The sequence below is a fragment of the Pseudomonas sp. UBA5706 genome (assembly GCF_002419965.1).
Taxonomy (GTDB): Bacteria; Pseudomonadota; Gammaproteobacteria; order Pseudomonadales; family Pseudomonadaceae; genus Aquipseudomonas.
This window is the reverse complement of record NZ_DIHC01000001.1, coordinates 50,665-65,077: the sequence shown is the minus strand read 5'-3', so window position 1 is coordinate 65,077 and position 14,413 is coordinate 50,665. Positions and strand designations below refer to the sequence as shown.

At 60.3% G+C, this 14,413-nt stretch carries 16 protein-coding genes; 8 read left to right on the top strand and 8 right to left on the bottom strand.

All coding sequences use genetic code 11. From position 1 onward, the window contains the following. Positions 1 to 46: 46 nt before the first annotated feature. From B3I26_RS00265 to B3I26_RS00255, 3 genes are all read right to left on the bottom strand, one after another. Positions 47 to 535 (bottom strand): RNA methyltransferase, encoded by a 489-nt coding sequence (locus tag B3I26_RS00265; protein WP_296254174.1) that lies wholly within the window; start codon positions 533 to 535, stop codon positions 47 to 49. Between the two features lie 155 nt (positions 536 to 690). After that, positions 691 to 1,068 carry a YajD family HNH nuclease gene (locus tag B3I26_RS00260; protein ID WP_296254173.1) on the bottom strand — a complete coding sequence of 126 codons (378 nt, stop codon included), beginning with the start codon at positions 1,066 to 1,068 and terminating at the stop codon, positions 691 to 693. Positions 1,069 to 1,126: 58 nt separating this feature from the next. Next, on the bottom strand, positions 1,127 to 1,813 hold the full coding sequence (locus tag B3I26_RS00255) for a spermidine synthase (protein WP_296254172.1): 687 nt from the start codon (positions 1,811 to 1,813) through the stop codon (positions 1,127 to 1,129). Positions 1,814 to 1,924: 111 nt separating this feature from the next. On the opposite strand from B3I26_RS00255, the gene B3I26_RS00250 reads away from it, so the two are divergent. Continuing rightward, complete coding sequence (locus B3I26_RS00250; RefSeq protein WP_296254171.1) at positions 1,925 to 2,224, top strand: hypothetical protein; 300 nt, start codon at positions 1,925 to 1,927, stop codon at positions 2,222 to 2,224. 22 nt (positions 2,225 to 2,246) lie between these two features. On the opposite strand, the gene B3I26_RS00245 is transcribed toward B3I26_RS00250, so the two are convergent. Further along, positions 2,247 to 2,720 (bottom strand): cyclic nucleotide-binding domain-containing protein, encoded by a 474-nt coding sequence (locus tag B3I26_RS00245; RefSeq protein WP_296254170.1) that lies wholly within the window; start codon positions 2,718 to 2,720, stop codon positions 2,247 to 2,249. 92 nt (positions 2,721 to 2,812) lie between these two features. Further along, a complete protein-coding gene (locus B3I26_RS00240; RefSeq protein WP_296254169.1) occupies positions 2,813 to 4,870 on the bottom strand; it encodes a S9 family peptidase in 2,058 nt (685 codons plus the stop codon). Between the two features lie 141 nt (positions 4,871 to 5,011). Between B3I26_RS00240 and B3I26_RS00235 the strand changes: the two genes are divergently transcribed. From B3I26_RS00235 to B3I26_RS00210, 6 genes are all read left to right on the top strand, one after another. Next, complete coding sequence (locus B3I26_RS00235; protein WP_296254168.1) at positions 5,012 to 5,521, top strand: MFS transporter; 510 nt, start codon at positions 5,012 to 5,014, stop codon at positions 5,519 to 5,521. Positions 5,522 to 5,569: 48 nt separating this feature from the next. Next, entirely contained in the window at positions 5,570 to 6,343 is a 774-nt protein-coding gene (locus B3I26_RS00230) for a class II glutamine amidotransferase (RefSeq protein WP_296254167.1), read from the top strand. Positions 6,344 to 6,356: 13 nt separating this feature from the next. Beyond that, positions 6,357 to 6,881 (top strand): DUF2937 family protein, encoded by a 525-nt coding sequence (locus B3I26_RS00225; RefSeq protein ID WP_296254166.1) that lies wholly within the window; start codon positions 6,357 to 6,359, stop codon positions 6,879 to 6,881. A 286-nt stretch (positions 6,882 to 7,167) separates the two neighbouring features. Then, complete coding sequence (locus B3I26_RS00220) at positions 7,168 to 7,923, top strand: 5-oxoprolinase subunit PxpA (protein ID WP_296254165.1); 756 nt, start codon at positions 7,168 to 7,170, stop codon at positions 7,921 to 7,923. Continuing rightward, the gene (locus B3I26_RS00215) at positions 7,920 to 8,624 is read left to right on the top strand and encodes a 5-oxoprolinase subunit B family protein (RefSeq protein ID WP_296254164.1); all 705 of its coding nucleotides are present in this window, start codon (positions 7,920 to 7,922) and stop codon (positions 8,622 to 8,624) included. The genes B3I26_RS00220 and B3I26_RS00215 overlap by 4 nt, the downstream gene beginning before the upstream one ends. Further along, complete coding sequence (locus B3I26_RS00210; RefSeq protein ID WP_296254163.1) at positions 8,621 to 9,547, top strand: biotin-dependent carboxyltransferase family protein; 927 nt, start codon at positions 8,621 to 8,623, stop codon at positions 9,545 to 9,547. Before B3I26_RS00215 ends, B3I26_RS00210 begins: the two co-directional genes overlap by 4 nt. Positions 9,548 to 9,622: 75 nt before the next feature. On the opposite strand, the gene B3I26_RS00205 is transcribed toward B3I26_RS00210, so the two are convergent. The 3 genes from B3I26_RS00205 to B3I26_RS00195 form a co-directional block, all read right to left on the bottom strand. After that, on the bottom strand, positions 9,623 to 10,801 hold the full coding sequence (locus B3I26_RS00205) for a vWA domain-containing protein (protein ID WP_296254162.1): 1,179 nt from the start codon (positions 10,799 to 10,801) through the stop codon (positions 9,623 to 9,625). 11 nt (positions 10,802 to 10,812) lie between these two features. After that, positions 10,813 to 11,658, bottom strand: a complete 846-nt coding sequence (locus tag B3I26_RS00200; protein WP_296254161.1) for an AAA family ATPase — start codon at positions 11,656 to 11,658, stop codon at positions 10,813 to 10,815. A gap of 373 nt (positions 11,659 to 12,031) precedes the next feature. Then, positions 12,032 to 13,108 carry a DUF748 domain-containing protein gene (locus tag B3I26_RS00195; RefSeq protein WP_296254160.1) on the bottom strand — a complete coding sequence of 359 codons (1,077 nt, stop codon included), beginning with the start codon at positions 13,106 to 13,108 and terminating at the stop codon, positions 12,032 to 12,034. A gap of 127 nt (positions 13,109 to 13,235) precedes the next feature. Here B3I26_RS00195 and cysK point away from each other — a divergent pair, with 127 nt between their 5' ends. Further along, positions 13,236 to 14,210, top strand: a complete 975-nt coding sequence (gene cysK / locus B3I26_RS00190; protein WP_296254159.1) for a cysteine synthase A — start codon at positions 13,236 to 13,238, stop codon at positions 14,208 to 14,210. Positions 14,211 to 14,413: the final 203 nt, after the last annotated feature.

Sequence of the window (14,413 nt, the reverse complement as noted above, 5' to 3'; positions counted from 1 at the left end):
CTGCCGCCAGCGCGAACTGTTCAATGCGTTTGTCGCCAGAGGTTGATCAGGTGCGATCGGTTTCACGCCCGAACTGCGGTCCCGAGCGGGTGTTGTTGCCTTTTGCCATGCGGTCGTACAACACGACATTGACGGTCGCCGCCAGGTTCATGCAGCCCGTGGTGGGGATGTACACCACGTCTTCGCACCAGTCGCGAATCTCTTTATCGAGCGAGCCGTCTTCCGGGCCGAAGATGTAGATCGCTCGATCCGGGTGGGTGTACTCCGGCAGCGAGCGCGCCCCTTGCACCAATTCAACGGCAACGGGCACGCAGCCCAGAGGGATGATCTTCTTCAGATCATCGATGCCGATCAGCGGGATGTCCTGATGAATTTTCTTGGTGTCAGTCACGAAATCCCGCGCTCGCTCGTAGCGTTTGCCGGTGTAGAACACCGATGCCACGCCGTAGCAGCCCGCTGCACGCATCACCGAACCGACGTTTTCCGGGGATTTGGGGTTGAACAAGCCGATGCAGGCATAGCGTTTGTTGGCCACGGGGGAGGGTGCTCTTCGAAGAAAGCGCGGGATTATACGGCACAAAACCAGCGCCTAGTTTCGAGCGTCAGGCTCCCCCGGTAAAAAGCAGAGTGCGGCAAGCCCTCACAGATTCTGCGCTGGCCTGCTGCTGGTCGGTCAAAAAAACCTGCGGCTTAAGTCTCGTCGCTGCTTTTCATCAGGCCTGCCAATGCGGCGAAGGGGTTATGGGTGGCCTTGGCGGTTTTCGGGCTGCTGGTCGAGCTGTCGGAGAAGTACTGCTGGTCGGTGTAGCGCGAGTGTTCATTGTCGTGGCAGTACAGGCATAGCAGCTCCCAGTTGGAGCCGTCCTGAGGATTGTTGTCGTGGTTGTGGTCGCGATGGTGCACGGTCAGTTCGCTCAGGCGCTTGCCGGAAAACTCACGGGCACAACGCCCGCACACGTGCGGATACATGCGCAGGGCCTTGTCGCGATAACCCATTTCGCGATCGCGCTGGGCGTCGGCGAGGATGCGATCGAGCTTGGAAGTGTTGGTCGGCGTTCCCGAACTCATGTGTCACCTGTTTCGTGTTCTGTTGGCAATGGAGCAAGTCTAGCGCTTTGCGGTGCGCTCAGCCCTTGAGTTTTTCGGCGATCCAGATCGTATGGCGCGTGCCTTTGTTGCCATGAGCGTAGACCTTGACCTCTTCGGCCTTGAAACCGGCCTTGCGCAGTTTGTCACTGAAGGCAGCGTCGGCGCTGGCGGACCAGACGGCCAGCACGCCTTTGGGACGCAACGCGCTGGCGCAGGCGGCCAGCCCGCCGGATGAATACAGCCAGCTGTTGGACTTTTGCGTCAGGCCTTCGGGACCGTTGTCGACATCAAGCATGATCGCGTCGAAACCCTGTGGCTCGCTTTTCAACACCTGGGCCACGTCCTGGATGAGCACGCTGGCGCGCGAATCCTGCAGTGGGTTGCCGGATTTCTTACCCAGCGGGCCGCGATTCCACTCGACCACACCCGGCACCAGTTCAGCGACGACCACCTGGCCGTTCTTGCCCAGATGCTTGAGTGCCGAAGCGAGGGTAAAACCCATGCCCAGCCCCCCGATCAACACCCGCGGTTGTAGGCGCGAGGCGACTTTCTTGCAGGGGATTTCCGCCAGCGCGTCCTCCGAGCCGTGCATGCGCGTGTTCATCAACTGGCCGCCGTCGCCGCCCTGGATCTTGATCACGAAATCCTCACCGTACTCGAACAGGCACAAGGCGCCGCCGTTGTCGGGAATCGGGGTGGTGTCGAGCAGAACGAAACGTTTCATGGAAAACTCGGTAGGCGGCGTGGCCAGGCGCAGAGCAATTTGTCAGCGCACGAAACGCTGAGCAGGAGTAGCCTGAGCGTCCCAGCAAGAGATTGGCAGTGGAGGCCAACGATGAAGCGGTCCATTCTAGCGGCGATTGCCTTGGCGATGCTTGGCGTATCGCAGGTATTTGCCGAGAATCTGCAACCTGTCCTCAACACCCCCGAGCCGATCGCAGCGACGTCCGGCTCGCCCGGGACGGCGACACCCACCCCTTATCCGCAGGTCAGCCCACCGACTGTGCCGCGGGCAGGCGGGCAGGGTAACCCGCCATTACTGCCGAAAATTCCCCAACCGGGACCGCCGAAGGAAGATGAGCCGTTGCCGGGATTGCAGCAGCCGCAAAAGCCGGGCGCGAGCACAGCACCTTAACCGGCATATATCAGCCGATTGCCTATTCCGGGTGCGCCAACACCTGCCCATCCATCATCCGCAGACGTTTGGACATGGCAATGGCAATGGCGCGGATGATCTTGGCCGCCACCCTGGGTGCTTCGTTGAGCATCTTGTCCAGCGAGTCCTTGCCCAGATTCAACAGGGCGCAGGGTGAGGCAGCGATACAACTGGCCGAGCGGCGTTCGCCGTCCAGCACTGCCATCTCGCCGAACGCCCGGCCGCTGCGCAAAACGGCGGTTTGCACCTGTTTGCCGTCGCCGTTGAGTTTCTGCACCGATACCGTGCCCGAATGGATGATGCACATGAAAGTGCCCGCATCGCCCTCGTTGAAGATGGCGTCGTCTTTGTCGATACTACTAATGCTGAAGTAGCCCGCTGCCGCGGCGAAATCCGCAGGCGAGAGGGCAAGGAACAGACCGCAGTCCATCAGCATCTCGCGGATCTCGTTGTTCAGTGATGACGGTGTCGGCATGGCAAGGTTCTTGTTCAGTGTTGAGATGATGAGTAAGTAGAGCCCGGACGACACCGCGTCCGGGAGCAGCAGTTGGCGAAAGCCAGCGGCCCTCAGGCCAGTTGCAATACCTTGAAGATAAAGCCGTACTCCAGCGCCACGTCACGCAACCCCTGATAGCGACCGCTCATCCCGCCGTGGCCGGCGCCCAGTTCGGTCTTGAGCAGCAGCAGGTTGTCGTCGGTTTTGCTATCGCGTAATTTCGCCACCCACTTGGCCGCCTCCCAATATTGCACGCGGCTGTCGTTGTAGCCGGCAATGACCAGCATTGCCGGATAAGCCTGGGCGCTGACATTCTCATACGGCGCATAAGCCTTGATCCGGGCGTAAACCTCGGGCTCCTGCGGGTTACCCCACTCGTCGTATTCGGTCACGGTCAGCGGCAGGTCTGGGTCGAGCATGGTGTTGAGCACATCGACGAACGGCACCTCGGCAATGGCCGCCTTGAACAACTCTGGGCGCTGATTGACCACCGCGCCGATCAACAACCCGCCAGCACTGCCGCCACTGATCACCAGTTTCTCGGCCGTGGTGAGGTTTTCCGCAATCAGATGTGCAGCGCACGCGACGAAGTCGCTGAAGGTGTTCTGCTTGTGCTCCTGCTTGCCATCGCGATACCAGGCCTCGCCCAGTTCGCCGCCGCCGCGTACATGAGCGATGGCAAAGGCAATGCCGCGATCGAGCAGACTGAGCCGGGCGTGGGAGAACCAAGGGTCCAGGCTCTCGCCGTAGGCGCCGTATCCGTACAGGTACAGTGGCACCGACTGACCCGCCAGTTCCCGTTTGACCACAAGGCTGATCGGGATCCGGGTGCCATCGGCGGCGTTCGCCCAGACCCGCTGACTGACGTAGGCATCGGCATCGAACGCTCCCAGAACCGGCGTTTCCTTGAGTACCGCCTGCTCGCCGGTGGCCAAGGTCAGTTGACGGACCTGAGGCGGACGGTTCAGCGACTGATAGCGCAAACGAATCCTGTCGCTGTCGAATTCAAGGGTGTCCTGCACATACAGGTTGTAGGCCGCATCCGGCAGTTGCACGCGATAGGCTGGCAAATCCTGAGGGTGAACTTCGACGATAGGCAAGCCGCCTTCACGCAGGCTCAGGGTCAGGCCCCCAGCGTTGAGGCTGAAGCCGTCGAGCATGACTGTTTCACTGTGAGGTATCAGGGTCTGCCAGTCCTTGCGCTCAGGCACGCTGGCGTTTTGCTCGGGCGCATGAAACAGCGCGAAGTTGATACCGGCCTGGTTGCTACGAATCAGCCAGCTCCAGGCACCATCGATCAGGCCGTGATCCACCGAATATTCATGGCCTTCGTTGCGGGGTGCCATGCACACGAACGGCTGCTGGGGTTTGCTTGCGTCCAGTACCCAGCTTTCGCCGGTGGTCTTGCTGCCCAGCGCGAGCACCAGTTGGCGCTCGGAACTGGTGCGGTAGCAATGCAGAAAGAAACGCCCGTCCGGCTCATGGAACACCAGGTCCGCCGAGTTACCGCTCAGCGTGTGGCGATAAAGCTTGTGCGGACGATGGGTGTCGTCCAGCTCGGCAAAGAACAGTGTCTGGCTGTCGTTGGCCCAGGTCATGCTGCCGTCGCAGTCCTCGAACGGCAGGCTGCTCACCTCGCCGCTGCTCAGCTCCTTGACGTAAAGCGCATAGACCTCTTCGCCGCTGGTGTCCAGGCTGTACGCCAGACGCTGATGGTCAGGGCTGATGCTGAACGCCCCGAGGGAGAAGAAGCCGCCATTGGCCAGCTCATTGGGGTCGAGCAGCAATTGCTCGGCGCTTTCGTCGACCGTTTGCGAGTCGTCAGCCGGGCGCGGGCAGCGGTAGTGACGGGCGTATTCGTCGCCTTGCGTGGTCCGCGTGTAGTACAGGTAGGGCCCCCAGGGCGAGGGCAGGGACAGGTCGGTTTCGAGGATGCGACCCTTGATCTCCTGAAACAGGGTTTCGCGCAGTGCCTGTTGATCCGCCAGTTGGCGTTCCTGGTAGTCGTTTTCAGCCTTGAGGTAATCGAGCACCTCATCGGTGTCGCGATTCTGCAGCCAGGCATACGGATCGGCACCGTCCGCCTTGCGGGCAATCGGAGCGCGGGAATGGAGGTCGGAAGAAGGCATGCTGGGCTCTCTCAAAAGTGAAACGGATCGCTGCGGTGGCGCCTGCAAAGGTGCCACGGACCGATAACTGAAGCCGGGGAAGCTAGGCTTGCCAAAAGTCGTTATCATAAGCGCCTCTCTACCTGCCTTACCACGGACGTCATGACCGACAACGATTATCTGATTGCCTGGGGCCTTTACGCATTCGCTGCGTTGGGCTGTCTGTTGGTGTGGTTCAAGCTTACGGGCTGGATGTGGCGCTACCTGCGTGAACCGCTGCGGGTCATCGGTGCGGTCCTGCTGTTTTGCCCGACCATCATCGACCCGGTGAAGGAAAAATACGCACCGGCCCTTGCCATCAGTGCGCTGGATCTTGGGCTCAAAGTCGGCAATAACGTCTGGCGTGCAGCGCTCGATCTGTCGACCTATGGCGCAGTTGCGCTGGGGCTGTACATCATTTTCGCGCTGATCCGTCTGCCGTTCCTGCGCAGGAAAAAGGCTCGTCAGGCTCACGCCGAAGCCGCTGCCGCACAAGCTGCCGCCGAGCAGCAGGAAGCCGACCAGCCGTACGCCTCGCAAAACGCCGACCGCTACGCCATCCCCCCCACAGAGCCCTCCGGCGGCGTGAATACAGCGCCCGGCGGCCGCTACCGGGTCGAGCCCAAGTTGTGACCGGTTTGTACCAGGTAAACGTGCTGTTGAATCTTCCGAGCGCCGAGCATGTGTGAACTTCTGGGCATGAGTGCCAATGTACCCACCGACATCGTGTTCAGCTTTACCGGGCTGATGCAGCGGGGCGGTCGCACCGGGCCTCACCGTGATGGTTGGGGCATCGGCTTTTACGAAGGACGTGGGTTGCGCCTGTTTCAGGACCCCGCTGCCAGCAGCGAGTCCGAGGTCGCGCAACTGGTACAGCGTTACCCGATCAAGAGCGAAGTGGTCATCGGCCACATCCGCCAGGCCAACGTCGGCAGGGTGTGCCTGTCCAATACCCATCCTTTTGTCCGTGAGTTGTGGGGGCGTAACTGGTGCTTCGCGCATAACGGCCAACTGGCGGATTTTCATCCCAGCGTCACCTTCTATCGGCCGGTCGGCGATACGGACAGCGAGGCCGCGTTCTGTGACCTGTTGAACCGGGTGCGCGAAGGATTTCCGGAGCCTGTCGAGATCGAGCAGCTGTTGCCCACCCTGGTCCGGGCCTGCAGCGAGTATCGAAGCAAAGGCGTGTTCAATGGCCTGCTCAGCGACGGCGACTGGCTGTTCTGCTTCTGTTCTACCAAGCTGGTGCATATCACGCGGCGTGCGCCCTTCGGTCCGGCGCGGCTGAAGGATGTCGATGTGATCGTCGATTTCCAGGCCGAAACCACGCCCAATGATGTGGTCACTGTCATTGCCACCGAACCGTTGACCGAAAACGAATCCTGGAAACGCTACGAGCCGGGGCAGTGGAGCCTGTGGCGTCGCGGCGAATGCGTGGCCGAAGGCCGAACCTGACAGAGAGGGACCTATGCTGCGAAGCTATGTGCGACTGGTGTTATTCACGGCAGGCCTGTTGATCGGCGTGCAGATTCCCGGCTTCATCAGCGATTACAGCAAGCGTGTCGAGGCGCATCTGATAGAAGCGCAGCAGAATCTGCGCGGCTACAACGATACGGCCCAGCGCTTTTTCAATGGCGATGTGCAGGCGCTTATCCAGCATTACCGCAGCAGCGATGACCCGGTTTTTCGCACTGACGCCAATAACATCAGCAATCTTCTGAGCCGCACGCAGGCCCTGGATCGTGAATGGCAGTCGCTGCAGGGGCCGTGGTACGCCCGTGCCTGGCATGTGCTGACTGCCGCCGACGCGGATATCCGCGCCGAGACGTGGAACGGCTACACGTGGCAAGTGCTGCTGTCGCCGGAGGTCATTGGCTGGGGGTTGGTATGTGCGCTGTTGCTTTCACTGGTGCTGGAAAGCTTCGTGGTGTTCATCGACTGGTTGTTCGTGGGGCGGCATCACGTGCGGCCAGTCAACCGGGACTGGCGCTGATTTAGCGCCTTTGCGCAAGGGCGTGTCGGCGCGGGCGGTATCCGGGGACATCACCGCCGGCAAGCCGTACCGCGGCAGAGAAGGCGGTCTTCAGTCGATCAGGGGCTAGGCATTACCTGTTCACTTTTTCTTATCCTGGCTGCCCGCTTTTATTCGTTGGACACCTCGCTTCCCTCGTCCAAGAATGCGGCTACAGATGACCAGGCCGGGCCTGCGCTGCAAACGCTAGCGTTGCACGCGTAGACTCAAGCCTCGTGTCTTACCCTCACTGCGCAGGAGATCAGCCATGGGCGGCGGCCTGTTACTCAATTGTGATATCGGTGAAAGCTACGGCGCATGGACCATGGGCCTGGACGCCGAGGTCATGCCTTACATCGATTGCGCCAACATCGCCTGTGGCTTTCACGCCGGTGATCCCAGCGTCATGCGCAAGACCGTGGCCTTGGCGTTGAGTCACAACGTCACCGTCGGCGCGCACCCTGCATACCCCGATCTGGTGGGATTCGGGCGTCGCTCCATGGCGTGCTCGGCGCAGGAAATCCAGGACCTGCTGCATTATCAGATTGGCGCGCTCGATGGCGTCTGTCGTGCCCAGGGCGGGCGCGTCAGCTACGTCAAACCTCATGGCGCGATGTACAACGACATGATGGCCAACCCGGCTCAGCTGCGTGCGGTTGCCGAAGGCATCGCCCGTTATGACCCGCAATTGCCGCTAATGCTGCTGTCCATGCGCAACAACAGCGCAGCCCAAGCCATTGCCGATGAATTCGGCATCACGCTCTGGTTTGAAGCCTTCGCCGATCGAGCCTACGACAGTGTTGGCCGGCTGGTTTCACGGACTTTGCCAGGCGCGGTGCATCATGACCCGGCGCTGATCGTTGGTCAGGCCCTTACCTTGTCCCGTGGGCAGGCCCTGATTGCCAGCGACGGCAGTGAACTGCTACTAAAGGTCGATACCCTTTGCGTTCACGGCGACAACGCCAGTTCCATCGCGGCGGTGCAGCGCATACGCGAGGCCTTGAGCAAGACGTCCGGTTCATGAATCTGCGTATTGAAGTCGTCGCGATCGATTGCCTGATGGTGCGTCTGTTCGATGCCATCGCTGAGGCCAACATGCCGTGGATGCTCGCCGCCAGAATGCGCCTGCGCGAGGGCTTTGGTGCGCATCTGATCGATCTGGTACCGTCCTACACCACCTTGATGGTGCATTACGACTTGATGGCGCTGAATCCGCAGCATGCCCGTGAAATCATCGTCAAGGCGTTGCACGACCTGTCGCCCGACGCCTTGGCGAGCGGTAGGCAGCACGTGTTGCCGGTCTGGTACGACGTCAGCGTCGGGCCAGAGCTGAGCTTGCTCTGCGAACGCAGCGGCTTGTCAGTGGGCGAAGTGATCAAGCGTCACAGCCAGCGCGAGTATCAGGTATTCGCCCTGGGTTTTGCGCCGGGCTTCGCCTTCATGGGGCTGGTCGAAGAAGTCCTTGCCGCGCCAAGAATCAAGACCCCGCGCAAACGGGTCGCGGCGGGGAGCGTGGGCATCGCCGAACGGCAGACCGCCGCCTATCCGCTGGAATCGCCAGGCGGCTGGAATATCCTGGGCCGTACCCCGACCATATTGTTCGACCGCCAAATCGACGGCTACAGCCTCATGCAGCCCGGCGATACGGTGCGTTTCGCGGCCATCGATCACGGCGAATTCATTCGTTTGGGCGGCGACGACACGCCATTGGAGGCGCTGGCATGAGCCTGTTGACGGTCAAAAGCAGCACGCCGCTGTGCCAGTTGCAGGACGCCGGCCGCTTCGGCGTGCGTCATCTGGGCGTGACCCAAGGCGGCGCACTGGATTGGGTGTCGATGTCCTGGGCCAACAAACTGCTGAATAACCCGCTCGATGCCGCAGTGATCGAAGTAACGCTGGGCGGCATGACCCTGATTGCCGAAGACGACTGCTGCCTGGCACTGGCAGGCGCAGACCTGGACGTCATGCTCGACGACCGCCGGATCGCACCGTGGCGCAGCTTTTTCATGCGCAAAGGCCAGCAACTGCGCTTCATCCAGCCGACTTGCGGCGTGCGGGCCTACCTTGCAGCGCCCGGTGGTTTCGACGCCGTCGATGTATTGGGCAGCCGCGCTACGGTCGGCAGGGAAGGGCTGGGCGGATTGGAAGGTTCCGGCAAGGCGCTGCGTGAAGGTGATCAGCTCAGGTACTCGGGCACTTCATTCCAATTGCATGTCCTTTCCGATCAACTGATCCCCGAGCTAAACGACCATCGGCCGCTGGACGTCGTACTCGGCGCGCAAATCGGCCAGTTCAGCGGAATGAGCCTGTTCGACGCTTTTAACAGTGACTGGACCCTCGACAGCCGCGCCGACCGCATGGGCATGCGTCTGCTGGGGCCGGAGCTAATCTACCAGGGCAAGCCGATGATCTCCGAAGGCATCCCGCTGGGCGCCATTCAGGTCCCCCCGGATGGCCAGCCCATCGTCCTGCTCAATGACCGCCAGACGATCGGCGGCTACCCTCGACTCGGCGCAATGACGCCCCTTGCACTGACGCGCCTGGCGCAGAAGCTGCCCGGGGCAGTGGTGCGGATGAGAGCGGTGGTGCAGGAAGTGGCGCATCGGGAGCAGGCGCACTGTCTGGATCAGCTCCACCGGACATGGTAGAAGCGCGCTTGCCCGCGAGAGCGCCGTGCCAATCAGCCCGGCACTGACCGGACGCCATCGCGCGACGGTCTCACGTCACTTCGCCAGGTACCGCATCCCTTCCTCCAGCCCGCGCAACGTCAGCGGATACATCTGATCCTCGATCAGGTCGCGCACGATGTTGGTCGAGGTGGTGTAGGCCCAGGCATCCTTGGGGTAGGGGTTGATCCAGATGATCTTCTTGAACTTGGCCATGAAGCGCTGCATCCAGACGTAGCCCGCTTCTTCGTTCCAGTGCTCGACGCTGCCGCCAGGTTGGGTGATTTCATAGGGCGCCATGGCGGCATCGCCGATGAAGATCACTTTGTAGTCGGCGCCGTATTTGTGCAGCAGATCCTGGGTGGAGGTGCGCTCGGAGGTGCGGCGCAGGTTGTTCTTCCACACCGATTCGTAGATGAAGTTGTGGAAGTAGAAATACTCCATGTGCTTGAACTCGGTCTTGCAGGCCGAGAACAACTCTTCGCAGATCTTCACGTGGGCGTCCATCGAGCCGCCGATGTCGAACAGCAGCAACAGTTTGATGGTGTTGCGCCGCTCCGGGCGCATCTGGATATTCAGCAGGCCGGCATCACGGGCGGTATGGTCGATGGTGCCTTCGATGTCCAGCTCGTCGGCGGCGCCTTGGCGGGCGAATTTGCGTAGCCTGCGCAGCGCGACTTTTATATTGCGCGTGCCGAGTTCGACCTGATCGTCCAGATTCTTGTATTCGCGCTGATCCCAGACCTTGACCGCCTTGCCCTGGCGCTTGCCTGCGTCGCCGACGCGAATACCTTCAGGGTTATATCCACCGGAACCGAACGGGCTGGTGCCGCCGGTGCCGATCCACTTGTTGCCACCGGCGTGGCGTTCTTTCTGTTCTTCCAGACGCTTCTTGAATGCTTCGATGAGTTTGTCCAGACCGCCCAGGGACTGAATCTGCGCACGCTCCTCGTCGGTCAGCGAACGCTCGAACTCCTTGCGCAGCCAGTCTTCGGGGATCAACGCTTGCAGATGATCGTCGAGCTTCTCCAGCCCATTGAAATAGGCGCCGAAGGCGCGGTCGAATTTGTCGAAGTGGCGCTCGTCCTTGACCAGAATGGTGCGCGCCAAGTAATAGAACTCGTCCATGTCGGCGAAGGTGACGCGCTGTTTCAGCGCATTGATCAGGTCCAGCAGCTCGCGCACCGAGACCGGCACCTTGGCTGCGCGCATTTCATTGAACAGGTTGAGCAACATGGCAAACGCCCTTATCGACTGCCGCGGCGGCTCATGAACGCCAGACGTTCCAACAGCTGGACGTCCTGTTCGTTCTTGACCAGCGCCCCGGCCAGCGGCGGGATGGCCTTGGTCGGATCACGTTCGCGCAGTACCGCTTCACCAATGTTGTCGGCCATAAGCAACTTCAGCCAGTCCACCAGCTCGGAGGTCGAAGGTTTTTTCTTCAGGCCCGGCACCTTGCGCACGTCAAAGAACACGTCCAGTGCTTCGCTGACCAGATCCTTCTTGATGTCCGGGTAGTGCACATCGACGATCTGCTGCAGTGTGTTTCGATCCGGGAAGGCGATGTAGTGAAAGAAACAGCGACGCAGGAAGGCATCCGGCAGCTCTTTCTCGTTGTTTGAGGTAATGATGATGATCGGGCGTTTTTTGGCTTTGATCGTCTCGTCGATCTCGTAAACGTAGAACTCCATCTTGTCGAGTTCCTGCAACAGGTCGTTGGGAAACTCGATGTCGGCCTTGTCGATTTCATCGATCAGCAGAATCACCCGCTCTTGGGCCTCGAAGGCCTCCCACAGCTTTCCTTTTTTCAGGTAGTTGCGTACATCGTGGACCTTGTCGACGCCCAGCTGTGAATCACGCAGACGGCTGACCGCATCGTATTCGTAGAGCCCCTGGTGCGCTTTGGTGGTCGACTTGATATGCCAGGTGATCAGCTTTGCGCCAAAGGAAGCGGCCAGTTGTTCGGCTAGCATGGTTTTGCCTGTGCCCGGTTCACCCTTGACCAGCAGTGGACGCTCAAGCGTGATGGCGGCATTGACGGCAAGCTTCAGGTCGTCAGTGGCGACGTAGGCGCGGGTGCCTTCGAACTTCATCGAAAAATCCTCGAACAGGGCGTGCGGACACGGGCCGGACGCCGAAAAGAATGCAGCGACTATAACGCGCACGCTGCTCGGCTGTGAACGCACACGCTTTATTCAGTCGCTGAATGGCGGGTCGCGATTTGACTGCCGGGAAAATCGTGACGATCGTTGCTGCGCAGTGGAGTGAGCCTGGATATCCAGATCGGTGCCGAGACGCTTTATCTCGACGCACAGGCATAGGCGGCGACGGCTGAGAATATTCAGTTGGCCTGGGCGTGTATCGGATGGGAATCGCTGCAGAACCAAGGGCAGGGCGGCAGTCTTGGTGAAGAAAGCCGCCTCGCTTATAGCGTTGAATCACAGAGCAAGACGCAATGACAGGCGGTCACTTCGCCTCGCCTTTGCCACTGTCATACCGCGTGTTGAAGGCCTGGACGAAAGCGTTGCGCAGAATCTGCAGGAATGCCTGAAAGGCGCTGATGTCCTGCTTGTGCACACTGCCGCTGAGCTCGACGCGGGTGGCAAACTGGTTCTTGCTCTGATTCTTCAAGAGGGTCTGGCTGCCGCCGACGATGGCTTCCCAGACCGAGCGGAAGAAGCCCTTGTTCTGATTCTCGACGTCTTGTTGCCAGTTAAAGATATCCACATCGCGCAGCAGCGGTTTGATGTAACCGCTGAGCTGACCTTTGTTGGCCTGGGCTTCGATGATGAGGTCGCCGTTGCCTGCGTTGAAGTCGAACTTGCCGTAGGCCGAGGCGAAATCGTTCATGCGTTTGAGCTGCAGACCGGTCACCCGCAGTTTGAAGTCGAAGTCCTCGAAATTGCTGAACGGGTCGAACGTGGCATTGGTTTCCAGCGGTGCATGGCCCAGTAAGAGGGCCTTGCCCTCGAACCGTGCGTCGCGCTTGCCAGCGGTGTCGACGACGTTGGTCAGGTTATAAAGACTGGCGTTGATCTTGTCGGCCTCGATTTTTACCTTGGGCGTAGACGTGAAGTTGCTGAAGGTGATTTTGCCGTCGTCGATACGGACTTCGTTGAGGGTAATCGGCAGCAGCTTGTTCAACTGCTCGCGCCAGTCGGTACCGGCACCGGTCTGCGATTGTTGCTTGTTGGCGCCCCCGTCGACGAAGTTAAGTTCGGGACTGATGAACGCGACCTTCGCCACCACCGCATGGTCGTACCAGAGTGAATGCCAACTGACTGCGATGTCGATGACCGGTGCCTTGAGCAGCGGAACAGGCACTTTGCCGTCAACCTTGACGATGTTCAGGCCATTGATCTTGTAGGCGCCGCGCCACAATGCCAGATCTACATCCGTCACCTGACCGCGGTAGTCGCCCATGTCGGCAAGTTTTTCGTTGAGGTAGTTGCGCACCACGTAGGGCAGCGCAATGTGCAGGACAATCAGCAACACAACCAGACCCAGGACTGTCCACAGTGGCCAGCTATAGCGACGTTTCATGGCGGTACTCTCCGGTATTCCTACGTTTGTTGACTACCGTCGCCGGCGTCCGTTCGCTATGACTGGACGCAATATGTACCCAAGGCATAGGCTTTGCGTTTTTCCATACCTGCACAAGGACCCGGTCATGAGCCGTATTTACGCAGACAACGCCCATTCCATCGGTAATACGCCGCTGGTGCAGATCAACCGTATCGCGCCGCGCGGGGTTACGATTCTGGCCAAGATCGAAGGGCGTAATCCGGGGTATTCGGTCAAGTGTCGCATCGGCGCGAACATGATCTGGGACGCCGAGAGCAAGGGCAAACTCAAGCCGGGCATGACCATCGTCGAGCCGACCTCGGGCAACACCGGCATCGGTCTGGCGTTCGTTGCCGCCGCCCGCGGCTATAAACTGGTACTGACCATGCCTGCGTCCATGAGCATCGAGCGGCGCAAGGTGCTGAAGGCGCTGGGCGCCGAACTTGAGCTCACCGAGCCTGCCAAAGGCATGAAAGGCGCGATCGCCAAGGCCGAGGAATTGGTGGCTAGCGACCCGGGTCAATACTTCATGCCATCGCAGTTCGAAAACCCGGCCAACCCGGCGATTCACGAAAAGACCACTGGCCCGGAAATCTGGAACGACACCGACGGCGCGGTCGATGTGCTGGTGGCGGGCGTCGGCACCGGCGGCACCATCACCGGCGTGTCGCGCTATATCAAGCACACCATGGGCAAGCCGATCACCTCGGTAGCCGTCGAACCGCTGGTTTCACCGATCATCACCCAAACGATGGCCGGCCAGGAGATCACGCCAAGCCCGCACAAGATTCAGGGGATCGGGGCGGGATTCATCCCGAAGAATCTTGACCTGTCGATAGTCGACAAAGTCGAGTTGGTCAGCGATGAGGAAGCCAAGGCCATGGCGTTGCGACTGATGCTAGAGGAGGGGATTCTTTGCGGCATCTCCTGCGGCGCGGCGATGCAGGCGGCGGTGCGTCTAGCCGAGAAGCCGGAAATGCAGGGCAAGACCATTGTCGTGGTCCTGCCGGATTCTGGCGAACGTTACCTGTCGAGCATGCTGTTCAGCGACCTTTTCACTGAACAGGAGCTGACCCAATAGCCCCGTTGGCAGATTCTTCGGCTTTTTACCTGGCCGACGAAGGCTTATGATGGCCCACATCCAGCCCTGCCGAAGATGTGACGTATGTCATTTGGCTGGGCGTTGTAGTGATTAGAATGCCTGGCCTCGCGCTGCCCCCGACGCCGGGCGCGGCCCGCAGGCGTGGTATTAAGCGCTACAACGGTTATTTGCCTGTTCCAAGG

Coding starts and splice junctions, on each gene's coding strand:
- B3I26_RS00260 (WP_296254173.1), bottom strand. CDS start 1,068: ATGAGTTCGGGAACGCCGACCAACACTTCCAAGCTCGATCGCATCCTC.
- B3I26_RS00255 (WP_296254172.1), bottom strand. CDS start 1,813: ATGAAACGTTTCGTTCTGCTCGACACCACCCCGATTCCCGACAACGGC.
- B3I26_RS00250 (WP_296254171.1), top strand. CDS start 1,925: ATGAAGCGGTCCATTCTAGCGGCGATTGCCTTGGCGATGCTTGGCGTA.
- B3I26_RS00245 (WP_296254170.1), bottom strand. CDS start 2,720: ATGCCGACACCGTCATCACTGAACAACGAGATCCGCGAGATGCTGATG.
- B3I26_RS00240 (WP_296254169.1), bottom strand. CDS start 4,870: ATGCCTTCTTCCGACCTCCATTCCCGCGCTCCGATTGCCCGCAAGGCG.
- B3I26_RS00235 (WP_296254168.1), top strand. CDS start 5,012: ATGACCGACAACGATTATCTGATTGCCTGGGGCCTTTACGCATTCGCT.
- B3I26_RS00230 (WP_296254167.1), top strand. CDS start 5,570: ATGTGTGAACTTCTGGGCATGAGTGCCAATGTACCCACCGACATCGTG.
- B3I26_RS00225 (WP_296254166.1), top strand. CDS start 6,357: ATGCTGCGAAGCTATGTGCGACTGGTGTTATTCACGGCAGGCCTGTTG.
- B3I26_RS00220 (WP_296254165.1), top strand. CDS start 7,168: ATGGGCGGCGGCCTGTTACTCAATTGTGATATCGGTGAAAGCTACGGC.
- B3I26_RS00215 (WP_296254164.1), top strand. CDS start 7,920: ATGAATCTGCGTATTGAAGTCGTCGCGATCGATTGCCTGATGGTGCGT.
- B3I26_RS00210 (WP_296254163.1), top strand. CDS start 8,621: ATGAGCCTGTTGACGGTCAAAAGCAGCACGCCGCTGTGCCAGTTGCAG.
- B3I26_RS00205 (WP_296254162.1), bottom strand. CDS start 10,801: ATGTTGCTCAACCTGTTCAATGAAATGCGCGCAGCCAAGGTGCCGGTC.
- B3I26_RS00200 (WP_296254161.1), bottom strand. CDS start 11,658: ATGAAGTTCGAAGGCACCCGCGCCTACGTCGCCACTGACGACCTGAAG.
- B3I26_RS00195 (WP_296254160.1), bottom strand. CDS start 13,108: ATGAAACGTCGCTATAGCTGGCCACTGTGGACAGTCCTGGGTCTGGTT.
- cysK (WP_296254159.1), top strand. CDS start 13,236: ATGAGCCGTATTTACGCAGACAACGCCCATTCCATCGGTAATACGCCG.